We start from the raw sequence: 14,288 nt of genomic DNA on the forward strand, positions 1-14,288 counted from the left end.
ATCAAATGATACCATTTAATAAACCTTATTTAACAGGAAAAGAAACAAGCTATATAGAAGACGCTGTAAAATCGGGAAAAATTTCGGGGAACGGCAAGTACACAAAGCTATGCCAGGCTTTTTTTGAAGACAGATACCGCATTAAAAAAGCGCTTTTAACAACATCGTGTACCGATGCGTTAGAAATGGCTGCTATTTTAATTGATTTGAAAGAAGGAGACGAAGTAATTATGCCGTCTTATACATTTGTCTCTACCGCAAATGCGTTTGTGTTAAGAGGCGCAAAAATCATCTTTGCAGATAGCTTGCCGAATCATCCAAATATGGATGCTTCTAAACTAGAGGCGTTAATTACCCCAAAAACAAAGGCAATTGTTCCTGTACATTATGCGGGTGTAGCTTGTGATATGGATGAAATTATGCAACTAGCCACTAAATATAATTTATACGTGATTGAAGATGCTGCTCAAGCGATTGATAATTATTATGTTTCTAAAACAGGTGAAAAAAAAGCACTTGGAAGCATAGGTCATTTAGCTGCTTTTTCTTTCCACGAAACAAAAAACATTATTTCAGGAGAAGGAGGTTTATTAGCTATAAATGATGAAAAATTTAGCAATAGAGCCGAAATAATTTGGGAAAAAGGCACAAACCGCTCTGCTTTTTTTAGAGGCGAGGTTGACAAATATGGTTGGGTTGATGTAGGAAGCTCTTTTTTACCTTCAGAAATTATTGCCGCTTTTTTATGGGCGCAATTAGAAAACTTAGACACCATACAGGCCCGAAGAAAAGAAATTTGGAACACCTATTACAACACATTACAAAGTTGGGCTTCACAAAACAATATCGATTTGCCATGGTTACCCGATTATGCAACTAATAATGCACATATGTTTTATTTGGTTTGTAAAGATTTAAACCAACGTACGGCGCTTATTGAGCAATTGAAAACCCATAATATTATGGCCGTTTTTCACTACATAAGTTTACACACGAGCCCTTTTTATAACGGAAAACATGATGGTAGAGCGTTGGCAAATACAGACCACTTCTCAGATTGCTTAGTACGTTTGCCTTTGTTTTATGAATTAAACGAAAAAGAAGTGTTGGATAAAATAATTTTAGATTAATGAAACGTTTTTTAAAAAAAATAGTTGAAAACAAATGGCTGTTTTTAATATTAGCTATTGCTTTCTTTTTAAGAATTTATCATTTAGATTTTCAAAGTTTATGGATGGATGAAATTTATACAATGAATATTTCTTCTCCTGATTTAACATTTAAACAGTTTCATGAGGAGATGATTTTAAGAGAAGGCTTCCCGTATCTTTATTTTCTATTATTAAAAATTATGTATTTCTTTTTTGGTTATACATCATTTGTTGCAAGATTTTTATCTGTAATTGGGGGCTTATTGGCGGTATTTTTAATTTATAAAATCGCTAAAAAACTAGTTGATTACCAAACTGGATTAATTGCTGCGCTTCTTTTGGCTATAAATGAATATCAAATATACATTTCACAAGACGCAAGACCCTATACTTTATATTTAGCTGCTATTATTTTTTCATATTATAGATTGATTTTTTTCATAGAAAAAAAAGATTCTAAAAACACAATTTATTATGGTCTTTCAGCGGGTATATTATTAAACATTAATTTCTTTTCACTAATAAATTTATTATCTCAGGCGATTTTAATCATTATATATTTTTCTATAAATAAAGAAATATTTTTATTTAAGAATATCAAAAAATTTATAATTGTTTTAATTATTGCCGCAATAATGTTTTTACCAAATATAGATATGTTGTTAAAATTATTGCAGATGAATAATTTTTGGGTTGAAAGACCAAATAGTGATTCTTTTAATTTAATGTTTAAAGAGTTTTTAGGAAATTATGAGTTAACAATTTTTATTATTACCCCAATATTGATATATTTTTTAGCAACTATTTTTAATTATAAAAGTTCATTTACCAAAGAAGCTTTAGTAAAGAAAGTAAATTTTTCAATTTTGATTTTATTTACTTGGATATTTGTTTTCATGTTGTTTTTAATAATACGTTCTTATGGTGATGTTTCATTAATCTTATCAAGATATTTTACCAGCATAATACCTGTAGTTATTTTGGTAATCGCCTGGGGAATAAGTTGTATAAAAAATCAAATTGCAAAAACAATTGTTCTTTTTAGTTTGGCAACATTAACATTTACAAATATTTTTTATGCTAAAAATTATTATAATACAACAAATAAATCCCAATTTCGAGAAGCATCAAATCATATTTTAAAAAACAATACTAACAAAGATTGTATATTTACAACTCAAAAATATTGGTTTGATTATTATTTTCGCTCCAATAATGTTGATCTAAAAGAAAAAAAATTTGAAGATGTAATCCAAGAAATGATTAAAGACACTACTAAAATTAAATCATTTTGGTATATAGAAGGACACGGAAAACAATTTCAGCCCGAAGAAAACATTAAATTATTTATGAATAAATATTTTTATGTTGATTCAAATTTTGATGGATTTCAATCATGGGCAAAGCATTTTGAACTAAAGAGCAATAAAAAACAATTATCTTATGACGCTTTTAATAGGTTGAAAAAATTAAATGATATTACAATTGAATCAAATATTGATGTGTTTGAAATTAATAATAACACATTACACATATATGGGTGGGCAATTGAAAAAGACATTCCATCAGAAGATATAAAAACTGAAATAATTATTTATAACGAGAGAGGTTTTTATGTTTTACCTACAGAAGAAAGAACGAGAAAAGACGTAACAATCTCTAAAAACAACAAAATTAATTATGATTCATCTGGTTTTGAGACGCTTTTTTTATTAACAGAAATCCCAAAAGGGAACTATAAAACAGGTATATATTTATATAATAAATCAAAAAATAAAGAAAAATTTAAAATAACAGATAAGGTTTTTAAAAACAATTATTAATTTTGAAAAAAAAATAAAAAATGAAAAAAATTTATTGCTATTTGCTGGTTTTGATTTGTAGTGTCTTTTTCTCTTGTAAAAATGATCAAAAAAACGAAAACCAAGAAGATATTAAAAAACCAAAAAACAACGTTTCTATTGTTTTAAATGCGGTTGTTTTGGAAAACGACACATTTCACGTGTATTACAACGAAGATGGCTCTGAAAAATTTAACGAAGAAAATTCTATTTGGTTAGAATTTAAAGGTAAAAAAACACCTCAAAACATTGTTTTTGAATTACCAGAAGATGTTTTGCCTTCAAATTTAAGAATAGATTTTGGTATTAATAAAGAGCAAAAAGTCATAGAAATAAAATCATTCAAGATTAATTATTTAGGTAAAAAGATAGAAGCATATAATTCAGGGTTTTTTAAATATTTTAGAATTAATGAATTAACTGCAAAATTAGACATGCAAAAATGTTTGGTTACGCCTACCGCTAAAAAAGATAATTATGTAGGGCCTTCTTTTTATCCGTTACCGGATTTAAAGATAGATTTGGAAAAACTATATAAATAAACACAAAAAAACCATAAAGAAATTTATGGTTTTTTTGTTTACTAAACATCACAAATAGCTATATTTGAAGAGAATCAAATAGTAATGCTTTTAAAACACATTCAGAATACATACAGTAGTGCTACACTACGTAAATTTTTTATTTATGGCATTGGGCAATTGTTTAATGTGGTAAGCCCATTGCTTATTATTCCTCATGTGGTTTCGGTTTGTGGTGAAAAAGGTTTAGGAAAAGTAGGCGTTGGCTTTTCTATAGCTTTTATTTTAATTGTTGTTATTGATTTTTCTTCTTACATCAACGGTGTGCGCGATATTAGTCAAAACAAGTTAGAAAAAGGCACACAAAAAGAATACATTACCACCCATTTTTATGCTAAATTTTTTCTTTTTATAGGGCTTTTTCTCGTTGCAACAGCTGTAACTTTTTTAATTCCTTATTTATATACTCAGCCCTTAGTGGTTGGTAGCGCATTATTCATTGTTTTTACTCAAGCCTTTAATCCTACATGGGTTTTTCAAGGTGAAGAAGATTTTTTAAGTCAAACAGTTTTAAACAGTATCTCTAAACTCATTTATCTTTTTGGTGTTTTTTACTTTGTAGCCTCTACTCAAGATTATTATTTAGTTCTGCTTTTTTATGGCTTAGGCACGCTTATCCCTAGTGTTTTTTATGGTATTAAAATACAGCAAAAATACAGCATTAAAATAAGAGACTTTAGCACAAAAAAAGCCATACATCTCATTCGAACCGATTTTCCGTTTTGTGTTTCACAGTTGTTTTTTGCTTTTAGACAGTATTCGCCCATACTTGTTGTAGATTTATTTTTAGGGGCTACTATTGCGGGGCAATACAAAATTATAGAGCAATTAATTATGCTATTTAGAACGTTTTTTCAAATTGTTTTTCGATTTTCATATAGTGTGATATGTTCAAAAATAAAAGAATCGTTCGTTTCAGGTTTTTCGTTATGGAAAAAAATAAACGGATTAAGTTTATTGTTTGTGTTGTTTGGTATAACACTTATTTATGTAAATTATGAACCTCTGTTTTTGTTTTTCAACTCAAACCCTAATTTTGTAGCTACGTGTAAACCCCTTTTATTTGCATTGATTATTCCTATTTTTATTGGGGGTAATTTAGCGCTAGAACAGTTAATTTTTAGTTTAAACAAAAACCGAGTATATATTATTACCACCATTTTTATAACTATATTTGGCACAATTAGTTTACTGCTGTTCTCGCATTTTTTACTATTAAAAGGCGTAATATGGTCATTATTAACTACAGAAATGGTGTTAATTACTAGTTATTTAGTGTTGGTAAAAAAGGCCCTTACACCTTCAAAAGAATAAGATTCACAAAATGATACAAACCAAAGTATATCATAAATTTCTACTCTACGCTTCTGTTTTAATTTTGTTGCTCAACATTTTTGAAATTACGATTGCTTTATGGGGAATTATTGTTTTGTTAACGTATCAAAGTAAAATTTCATCAAAGTTTTTAACGTTACAAATATTAGTATTAGCCACGCTGTTTATTGCTTTTTGTAGTTCTTTTTTCTATGAGATAAACACACATCATTTTTTACGCGACTTTGCTTATTTAATTAAACCAGCTTTTGGCTTATTAATTGGATATAATATAACCAAAATTGTAGGCAAAGAAACTATTTATACGGTAATAAATATAGGCGTCTTAACCGCATTGATTCATATTTTTATCTTGTTTTTTTGTTATTATGTGTTTTCTATAAAAAACGTGAATCAGTTAAGAGAGTATGGAGGTTATTTTAATGATTTCGAAATTTATGCCTTACTATTAGTCTTGTTTAAAGGCCGTTTTAATTTAACCATTTCAAAGAAAAGAGTTGTTTTGTTTAGCGGCATATTAATTATTTCCAGTTTGTTGTATTTATCCAGAACAAATATGCTTCAGTTTGGAATTCTATTTATTGCTTTAAAAGGTCATTTAAGAATTACAAAACGAGGCTTACAAAGAACGGTGTTGTTTCTAATTTCATTAGTCTCTTTATATGCCTATGTGTATTATTTAAATCCTCATCGAAATGGAAAAGGTTTTGAAGCGTTTTTATATAAAGTTAAAAACGCCCCAATAGAAGCATTTAAAACTAAAATCAACAAAAACGATTGGAAAGAGTTTAATGATAATTTTAGATCCTACGAAAATATAATTACATACCAACAAGTTACACAAGAAGGACCTAGAGCCATAGTAATGGGAAAAGGGTTGGGATCAACTGTTGATTATGGTCAAAAAATGTATACAAACGAAGGAACCTACATTAGACAAGCTCCAGCACTACACAATGGGTTTTTTACTATTTTTCTTAAATCTGGATTGCTAGGCGTTTTGTTGCTTATTCTTTTTGTGTATTATTTTTCAAAAACAAACAATACAGCCCAAAATTTAAAATATTACAACTATCTTTTTGTGGGAAGCGCTTTGTTTTTAGTGTTGTCAAATTGGGTTTTTATGGGATTGTATTTAAAGCTAGACAACAAGTCTGTTTTTTATGGATTTTTGATTTGTTACTATGAGTTACTACTAAAAAATGAAGAAAACGAAAACCAATAACATGAATAAACCAACAAATATATTTGTCGACTGTCATGTTTTTGACAAAGAATTTCAAGGTACCCAAACCTATATTAGGGGCTTATATCTTGAATTGCTTCAACATAAACACCTTCATTTTTTTTTAGCGGCTTATGATATAACTAACTTGGAAACCATTTTCGGCACACACAAAAATGTTACTTATGTAAAATATAAATCTAAAAACGCGGTTATAAGACTTTTGCTTTTACTGCCTTATTTGATTAAACGAAACAAAATAGAGTATGCTCATTTTCAATATCGGGTGCCGCCAATTAAATTTTGCAAGTATATTTTAACTATTCATGATGTGTTGTTTGAAGATTTTCCCGAATACTTTTCAACATTAAATAAGTGGCAAAGCTTTTTAACATACAAGTACAGTGCAAAATTATCTGATAGTATATTTACGGTTTCGGAGTATTCTAAAAACCGAATTGAAGTGCATTTAAATGTCAAAGGCGTTATTGTTCACCCTAACGGTGTTCAAGACGTTTTCTTTGAACCCTATAATAAAGAACGCATTCAAAATGAAATAGCAAACACATATCATATTAAAGATTATATACTCTTTATTAGCAGATGGGAGCCGAGAAAAAACCATTTAATGCTTTTAAAAACGTTTGTTGAAAAAGAGCTGTATAAAAAATGTGAACTGGTTTTCATTGGAGACAATACAAACATACACGCTGCCTATTTGAACTACTACAACACACTTCCGTTAGAAATAAAACAGAAAATAAACACTTTAAATAATGTCCCATTTAAAGAACTTTTATTGTTTATTAGGGGGGCAAAACTGAGTGTATATCCTTCGTCGGCCGAAGGTTTTGGAATACCACCTCTGGAAACTGTCGCGGCAAAAATTCCAACTATTTGCGCTAATGAAACCGCAATGTCAGATTTTATTTTTTTAGGAGAAAATCTAGTTTCTTTAAAAAACGAAACCTTATTTCAAGAAAAAATCTGCGAGGCAATTAACAATCCAGAACAAGAACATTCCCTGATTAAAAAAGCAAATTTTGTAAAAACAAATTATAATTGGCCAATTGCCGCCGCCCGTTATTTAGATGCAATAAAGGAGACTATTGATTTTTAGCAGTAGCGCTCCCAAAAAACTTGTTTTTTGTTTTAACTAAGAAATTGTAGTTTTTAGCAAAAGCTTTTTTCAAAAGAGAAGCGTCTTCTTTCGGAAACCAATCGGTGGTTCTGGGCTTTTCAATAATCATTTCATGAACTTGATAGGCATACGTGGCTATAGAAGTTCTATATTTTCCCTCAGGAAAACTAGTCATGTCATATCCGTGTAAGGAATAAGGGGCACATTGTTGAATAATCATGCGGTTAAAAGGCACTTCTAAAGCAGCTTCTTCATTTGTTCGCAAGTCTTTTATTTTTAAATGGCCACCATATTCAGGTTTCCAATCTTTATTTAGATAAAGCAATAAATTCAGTTCTCTATACCAGTTTTTGTTTAAAGGATGATAGTTAAAATCTAAATGCATGTCTAAAAAGCTATTCTTTTTACCTTGATGCAATCCACCTCCAAAATTTTTTGGATCTACAAATGTTTTTTTAGCAGTAATATAAGCTAAAATGGTATTAAATCTTTCAGACGATAAGTCGTTGTATAATTCTAAAAATTCAGGACAAATTTCTTTATAATTTGATTTTTCAAATTTATTTCCTGCAAAACCATAATCTCTACTTTTGTTATTCAATTCAGGAACATTTGCATACGCTTTTTGAAGTTTTTCTTCGTCGCAAAAACCATCAATTATTAAATAAGGGAAGGGTTGTGCGGTTAAATATTGAACACGTAATGCATCCAGATTTTGTTCTAAATAATCAAAATTAATCATGATATAAGCATTTGTTTTGCATTGTAAATGTACAAAAAAATAGCAATTACTTCTTAAAGAAATTGAAAATAATAATTTAAAAATACTTACATTTGGCCAAAACACAAACATGAAAATAGCCATACTTGGAACGAGGGGAATTCCAAATTATTACGGAGGCTTTGAGCAGTTTGCCGAATATTTTTCGGTCTACTTAGCTGAGCAAGGACACGAAGTGTATTGTTATAATTCTCATAATCATAAGTTTCAAGAATCAAGTTTTCATGGTGTACACATTCTTCATCAATACGATCCAGAATATAAACTGGGCACTTTTGGTCAATTTATATACGATTACAATTGTATTAAAGATAGCCGAAAAAGAAATTTTGATATCATTTTGCAATTAGGCTATACAAGTAGTTCTATTTGGTTTTTTTTGTTGCCCAAAAAGTCTTTGATTATCACAAATATGGACGGGTTGGAATGGAAAAGATCAAAATATTCCTGGCCCGTAAAGCAGTTTTTAAAATTTGCTGAATGGTTAGCCGCAAAAACAAGTGATGTTTTAGTATCTGATTCTATTGGTATTCAAAAATTACTTGAAAAAAATTATAAAAAAACCTCTACCTATATTGCTTATGGAGCCCTTCCTTTTTATAAGCCAGACGAAACAATTTTGCAACACTATCATTTAGAAAAAGAGCGTTATAACATGATTATGGCAAGATTTGAGCCTGAAAACAATTTGGATATGGTTTTAGATGGTGTGGCGCTACAACACGATAGCGACCCCACACCGATTTTAGTAATAGGAAATCATCAAACAAAGTATGGTGTCTATTTGAAAAATAAATTTAAAGCCTATTCAAATATTCGTTTTGTAGGAGCTATTTACGATATTACTACATTGAATAATTTGCGCTATTTTTCAAAGTTATATTTTCATGGACACTCTGTAGGCGGAACGAATCCTTCTTTACTTGAGGCGATGGCTTCTAAAGCCCTAATAGCTGCACACAATAATGATTTTAATAAAGGAGTCTTGCAAGAAAATGCGCTTTATTTCTCTTCGGCTCTAGAAGTAAAAAAAATCTTAGCTAATACCAAAAAAAGTGATAACTTGCAGTTTATAACAAATAACTATAATGCTATAGTACACGAATTTAATTGGACTAAAATTAATGCAGCTTATTTACAATTATTTGAACAAACTTTGGAACGATTTAAAAATAGAAAATAGTTTTCAAGGTAATTATTTTTTTGGGTTTCTTTTTTTTATTACCATTCCGCTTCCACTCGCATTTAATAATATTGCATTGGTTTTGTGGGCTATTTTTTCTGTTTTAAGCCTAAGAAAAAACACAGTTTATATAAACGGTTATTTACTTATTCCTATTTTACTTTTTTTATGGATGGCAGGTTCCTTCTTTTGGAGTATTGACCCCATCGCTACTCGTAAAGCTATTCCAAAAGAAATAGTTTTGTTAATCGTTCCGCTAAATTTTATGTGTTATTCAAAAGAAGTTTTAGCTAGCAAAGTTACTATTTGGCTTAAATATTATAGTCATTTTATGGTTTTTTATGCCTTGTTTTTTCTCCTAAGAGCGGTTCTACGATATGTATTATTACAAGAATCAAGTTTTTTTTATTATCATGGTGAAAACAATGTTGATTCAGGGTTGGTGCCCAAATTATTAAACGCTATACATGTTTCTGTTTTTATTGCAGTTGCTTTTTTTTGGTTTTTGTATCAGCCAAAAAAATCCAAAACTACACTAATTGCTTTAGGCGTTTTGTTTTTGTTTTTAGTTTTACTTTCTTCAAAAAACATTTTACTAATTACGGTATTGCTTACATTATTCTATATATTTTATTTTTCAAAGACAGCGAATAAAATGCGGTTACGCAACAGCATAATCTTTGTAATTATTATACTAACAAGTATGTTTTATGGCAAAATTAAACAACGTTTTGATGTAGAATTCCAATCAAACACAAATAAAAGCCTAAGTCACGATGTAATTAATCAAGCGCCTCAAGGAGTTCATTTTGTTAGTATTTATGAAGCTTGGAATAATAAAAGTTTTACACCAAACGATTATTTTCCTGGCACCGCTTTTCGGGTATATCAAATCAGAGTTTTTTTAGAATTAATTAAAGAGGAGCCTGTTTTTTTTACTGGTTTTGGGCTCAATGCGTCGTTTAAAAAATTAGAAGAAAAAGCGATTGCCTATAATTTGTATCAAGGAACAGGAAAAGAAGACGGCTATCAAAATAAAAACTTTCACAATCAATATGTACAAAACTTTGCAGAATTAGGTCTAATAGGCTTTGTTCTTTTATTATCACTATTGGGAATTATGCTATATAAGTCCTTTGTAAAAGAAAATTTTTTACAGATTTCTTTTACAATTCTGATGATAAGTGTATTTTTGACAGAATCCTTTTTGTGGAGACAAAGAGGTGTAGCATTTTTTACTTTTATTTTTTGTTTGCTCATCACAATAAAAACACCTGTAAAAACGTTAAAGGAAAGTTAATACTAATACCTCATTTATTGAGTAAAAATACATGAAAAAAATTTTAATAACAGGTGCAGCAGGTTTTTTAGGCTCTCATCTATGTGACAGATTTCTCGCGGAAGGCTTTTTTGTTATCGGCATGGACAATCTTATTACCGGAGATTTAAAAAATATTGAACATTTATTTAAGGAAAAAAATTTTGAATTCTATCATCATGATATTACAAAATTTGTTCATATTCCAGGCGAATTAGATTACATCTTACATTTTGCGTCACCTGCAAGTCCTATCGACTATTTAAAAATACCTATTCAAACGTTGAAGGTAGGCTCATTAGGCACTCACAATTTATTGGGGTTAGCGCGTGTAAAAAAGGCAAGAATTCTGATTGCTTCCACTTCTGAAGTGTATGGAGATCCTTTGGTACATCCTCAAACAGAAGAATACTATGGAAACGTTAACACAATAGGTCCAAGAGGAGTGTATGACGAAGCTAAAAGATTCCAAGAGTCAATAACTATGGCTTACCATACATTTCATGGGGTAGAAACAAGAATAGTTAGAATTTTTAACACGTACGGACCAAGAATGCGCTTAAACGACGGGCGCGTTATTCCTGCTTTTATAGGTCAAGCATTAAGAGGTGAAGATTTAACGGTTTTTGGAGACGGAAATCAAACACGTTCGTTTTGTTATGTTGATGATCAAGTAGAAGGCATTTTTAGATTGTTGCATGCCGATTACCATTTACCTGTAAACATAGGTAATCCAGACGAAATAACAATTAAAGATTTTGCTGAGGAAATCATAAAGTTAACAGGAACCACACAAAAAATAGTGTATGAACCTTTACCTGTTAACGATCCGTTGCAGCGCCAGCCGGATATTACAAAAGCCAAGCAAATATTAGGCTGGGAACCAAAGGTGGGCCGAGCAGAAGGTATGAAAATAACCTATGATTATTTCAAATCTTTATCTCCAGAAGAACTAGCAAAAGAAGAACATAAAGATTTTTCTAAATACATTTATTAATATGCATAAAGGTAGATATTCAAAATATATTAGACCATTAAGTTTTTTAATGGATCTTTTTATAGTGGTGTTTTTGTCTAAATTCTTTTTTCAAGGTTTAGACTTAAATTTTACCACTTTTGAAATCTATCTTGCAATTTCATGGTCAGTTCTTTCTGTTTTTACAAGATTTTATGAGGTGTATCGCTTTACGATGCCAGTTGAAATTATTTCTAAAATAGCAAAGCAGTGTATTTTATTTTATCTTTTAATAATTGCTTTTTTTCCATTTTATAAAAAAGCCATTTTTAGCGGAAAGGCTACAGCGCTTTATTTATCTGTTGTTTTTATTTTTGTTATTGTATTAAAAACAATTGCTTTTTATTATTTTAAAAAATACAGACTAGTTACAGGAAATAATTTTAGAAATGTCGTTATTATAGGCTATACACTTGAAGCAATAGATCTGCGAACCGTTTTTCAAAATCGAGCAGATTATGGTTATCGCTTTAAAGGTTATTTTTCCGATAAAAAAACTGGAGCCGAAATAATTGGCAAAACAGAATTGTTGAAAGAGTTTGTTATTGCTGAAAAAATCGACGAAATTTATTGCTCTATTAACGAATTATCAAGTGAAAAACACAAGGAATTAGTTGAGTTTGCCGATGATAACAATATTGTTATTAAGTTTATTCCAGACTCAAAAGTGATTTTTTCAAAAAACATGAAAATAGATTATTATGAATTGTTTCCTGTTTTATCACTTCAAAAATCACCATTAGATAGTATATATGTCGAGTATTTCAAACGTTTATTCGACCTGTTTTTTTCGTTATTAGTAATTGTTTTTTTACTATCATGGTTAACACCTTTGTTAGGCTTGCTTATAAAAATTGAATCTAAAGGACCAATATTTTTTAAACAAAGTAGACCAGGTTTAAATGAAGAAGAATTTATTTGTTATAAATTTCGATCGATGCAAATTAATCAAACTACAGAAATTGAAGCATCTAGAAATGACCCAAGGGTAACTCGAATAGGAAAATTTATACGAAAGACTAGTATTGATGAGCTTCCACAATTTTTTAATGTGCTAGTTGGAGACATGTCAGTTGTTGGCCCTAGACCCCATTTATGGGCACAAAACAAAACGTATGGAAGAAAAATAAAAAAATACATGATTAGACACCATGTAAAACCTGGCGTTACCGGTTTAGCTCAAGTCAAAGGGTTTAGAGGCGAAATTGAAACCGAAGACGATATGGTTAATCGTATTAAATTTGATGTATTCTATATCGAAAATTGGTCAATGTGGATGGATATAAAAATTATTATTCAAACGATTGTCAATATTTTTAAAGGTGAAGAAAAAGCATACTAAAAATAATCTTTATTCATGTAAATGAATTTTTTTTTCGGAAGAAAAGGAAGTATTTTTGCCAAAAGAACTTTATTAGTTCACCTAAAAACAACACACAGCATGAATATTTTAGTATTAGGTTCGGGCGGAAGAGAACACGCTTTTGCTTGGAAACTTACCCAAAGCCCATTATGCACAAAACTTTTTGTAGCTCCAGGAAATGCAGGAACAGCACAAATTGCTCAAAATGTAGCTATTGACCCAAACGATTTTCCTACCATTAAGCAATTTGTATTAGAAAACACCATTGAAATGGTTGTTGTAGGGCCCGAAGATCCATTGGTTAATGGTATTTATGACTTTTTTAAAAAAGAACCTTCTTTACAAAGTATTCCTGTAATTGGCCCTTCTAAAGTAGGCGCTCAGCTTGAAGGAAGTAAAGAGTTTGCCAAACAATTTTTGGTAAAAAATAACATCCCAACAGCAAAATATATGAGCTTTACCGCTGAAAATGTTGAGGAAGGCTATATGTTTTTGGAAGCGCTACAACCCCCATATGTGTTAAAGGCAGATGGATTAGCAGCAGGAAAAGGAGTAGTGATACTTAATGAAATAGAAGCCGCAAAAGCAGAATTAAAAAGCATGTTAGTAGATGCTAAATTTGGGGCAGCAAGTACAAAAGTAGTAATAGAAGAATTTTTAGATGGGATAGAATTGAGTTGTTTTGTTTTAACAGACGGAAAAACGTACACCATTTTACCCACAGCAAAGGACTACAAACGAATAGGAGAAGGTGATAAAGGCTTAAATACAGGAGGTATGGGCGCTATTTCGCCAGTGCCCTTTGCTACTAAAGAATTTATGCAAAAAATTGAGGATCGAATTGTAATTCCAACCATAAATGGATTACAAAATGACGCTATTGAATACAAAGGATTCATTTTTATTGGCTTAATAAAAGTAGGGAATGATCCTTTTGTTATTGAATATAATGTTAGAATGGGCGACCCAGAAACAGAAGTAGTTTTGCCAAGAATAAAAAGCGATATGGTTGCCTTATTTCAGGCGGTAGCTTCAGAAAGTTTAGCTTCCATTAATATCGAACTAGACACAAGAACCGCCGCTACTGTTATGCTTGTAGCAGGCGGATACCCTGAAGCATATGAAAAAGGAGCGGTTATCAACGGAACAGAAAGCGTACATGATTCTATTGTATTTCACGCGGGAACAACCATTAAAAACGGACAAATAGTAAGTAATGGAGGTCGTGTGTTGGCTGTTACTTCTTTTGGAGACGACTTACATGAAGCCACAAAAAAATCTTATCAAAATATTGAAAAAATCAATTTTGATAAGATGTATTATAGAAAAGATATAGGCTTTGATTTATAAATCA

General features: G+C 30.3%; 12 protein-coding genes. 11 read left to right on the plus strand and 1 reads right to left on the minus strand.

Annotation, left to right across the window (positions count from 1 at the left end; all coding sequences use genetic code 11):
* The first annotated feature begins 5 nt into the window (after positions 1 to 5).
* The 6 genes from rffA to RF683_RS00115 all read left to right on the plus strand — a co-directional run bounded on the left by rffA (position 6) and on the right by RF683_RS00115 (position 7,253).
* Positions 6 to 1,130 carry a dTDP-4-amino-4,6-dideoxygalactose transaminase gene (gene rffA / locus RF683_RS00090; RefSeq protein WP_309532211.1) on the plus strand — a complete coding sequence of 375 codons (1,125 nt, stop codon included), beginning with the start codon at positions 6 to 8 and terminating at the stop codon, positions 1,128 to 1,130.
* Positions 1,130 to 2,974, plus strand: coding sequence for a glycosyltransferase family 39 protein (locus tag RF683_RS00095; RefSeq protein WP_309532212.1), 1,845 nt, complete (start codon positions 1,130 to 1,132; stop codon positions 2,972 to 2,974). Before rffA ends, RF683_RS00095 begins: the two co-directional genes overlap by 1 nt.
* Before the next feature lie 20 nt (positions 2,975 to 2,994).
* Positions 2,995 to 3,534, plus strand: a complete 540-nt coding sequence (locus RF683_RS00100) for a hypothetical protein (protein WP_309532213.1) — start codon at positions 2,995 to 2,997, stop codon at positions 3,532 to 3,534.
* Between the two features lie 84 nt (positions 3,535 to 3,618).
* Positions 3,619 to 4,887 carry a lipopolysaccharide biosynthesis protein gene (locus tag RF683_RS00105; protein WP_309532214.1) on the plus strand — a complete coding sequence of 423 codons (1,269 nt, stop codon included), beginning with the start codon at positions 3,619 to 3,621 and terminating at the stop codon, positions 4,885 to 4,887.
* 10 nt (positions 4,888 to 4,897) lie between these two features.
* Complete coding sequence (locus tag RF683_RS00110) at positions 4,898 to 6,133, plus strand: hypothetical protein (RefSeq protein ID WP_309532215.1); 1,236 nt, start codon at positions 4,898 to 4,900, stop codon at positions 6,131 to 6,133.
* Positions 6,111 to 7,253, plus strand: a complete 1,143-nt coding sequence (locus tag RF683_RS00115) for a glycosyltransferase family 4 protein (protein WP_309532216.1) — start codon at positions 6,111 to 6,113, stop codon at positions 7,251 to 7,253. The genes RF683_RS00110 and RF683_RS00115 overlap by 23 nt, the downstream gene beginning before the upstream one ends.
* Here the strand turns inward: RF683_RS00115 and RF683_RS00120 are convergent.
* Positions 7,240 to 8,016, minus strand: a complete 777-nt coding sequence (locus RF683_RS00120; protein ID WP_309532217.1) for a 2OG-Fe(II) oxygenase — start codon at positions 8,014 to 8,016, stop codon at positions 7,240 to 7,242. The genes RF683_RS00115 and RF683_RS00120 overlap by 14 nt on opposite strands.
* Positions 8,017 to 8,125: 109 nt before the next feature.
* Here RF683_RS00120 and RF683_RS00125 point away from each other — a divergent pair, with 109 nt between their 5' ends.
* From RF683_RS00125 to purD, 5 genes are all read left to right on the plus strand, one after another.
* Positions 8,126 to 9,238, plus strand: coding sequence for a DUF1972 domain-containing protein (locus tag RF683_RS00125; protein WP_309532218.1), 1,113 nt, complete (start codon positions 8,126 to 8,128; stop codon positions 9,236 to 9,238).
* The gene (locus RF683_RS00130; RefSeq protein WP_309532219.1) at positions 9,180 to 10,538 is read left to right on the plus strand and encodes an O-antigen ligase family protein; all 1,359 of its coding nucleotides are present in this window, start codon (positions 9,180 to 9,182) and stop codon (positions 10,536 to 10,538) included. The genes RF683_RS00125 and RF683_RS00130 overlap by 59 nt, the downstream gene beginning before the upstream one ends.
* A 31-nt stretch (positions 10,539 to 10,569) precedes the next feature.
* A complete protein-coding gene (locus RF683_RS00135; protein WP_298661031.1) occupies positions 10,570 to 11,553 on the plus strand; it encodes a UDP-glucuronic acid decarboxylase family protein in 984 nt (327 codons plus the stop codon).
* Between the two features lie 49 nt (positions 11,554 to 11,602).
* A complete protein-coding gene (locus RF683_RS00140; protein ID WP_309532220.1) occupies positions 11,603 to 12,913 on the plus strand; it encodes an undecaprenyl-phosphate glucose phosphotransferase in 1,311 nt (436 codons plus the stop codon).
* Positions 12,914 to 13,012: 99 nt separating this feature from the next.
* Positions 13,013 to 14,284, plus strand: a complete 1,272-nt coding sequence (gene purD, locus RF683_RS00145; RefSeq protein WP_309532221.1) for a phosphoribosylamine--glycine ligase — start codon at positions 13,013 to 13,015, stop codon at positions 14,282 to 14,284.
* The last annotated feature ends 4 nt before the right edge of the window (positions 14,285 to 14,288 follow it).

The organism is Flavobacterium sp. 20NA77.7, from assembly GCF_031326205.1.
Classification (GTDB): domain Bacteria; phylum Bacteroidota; class Bacteroidia; order Flavobacteriales; family Flavobacteriaceae; genus Flavobacterium; species Flavobacterium nakdongensis.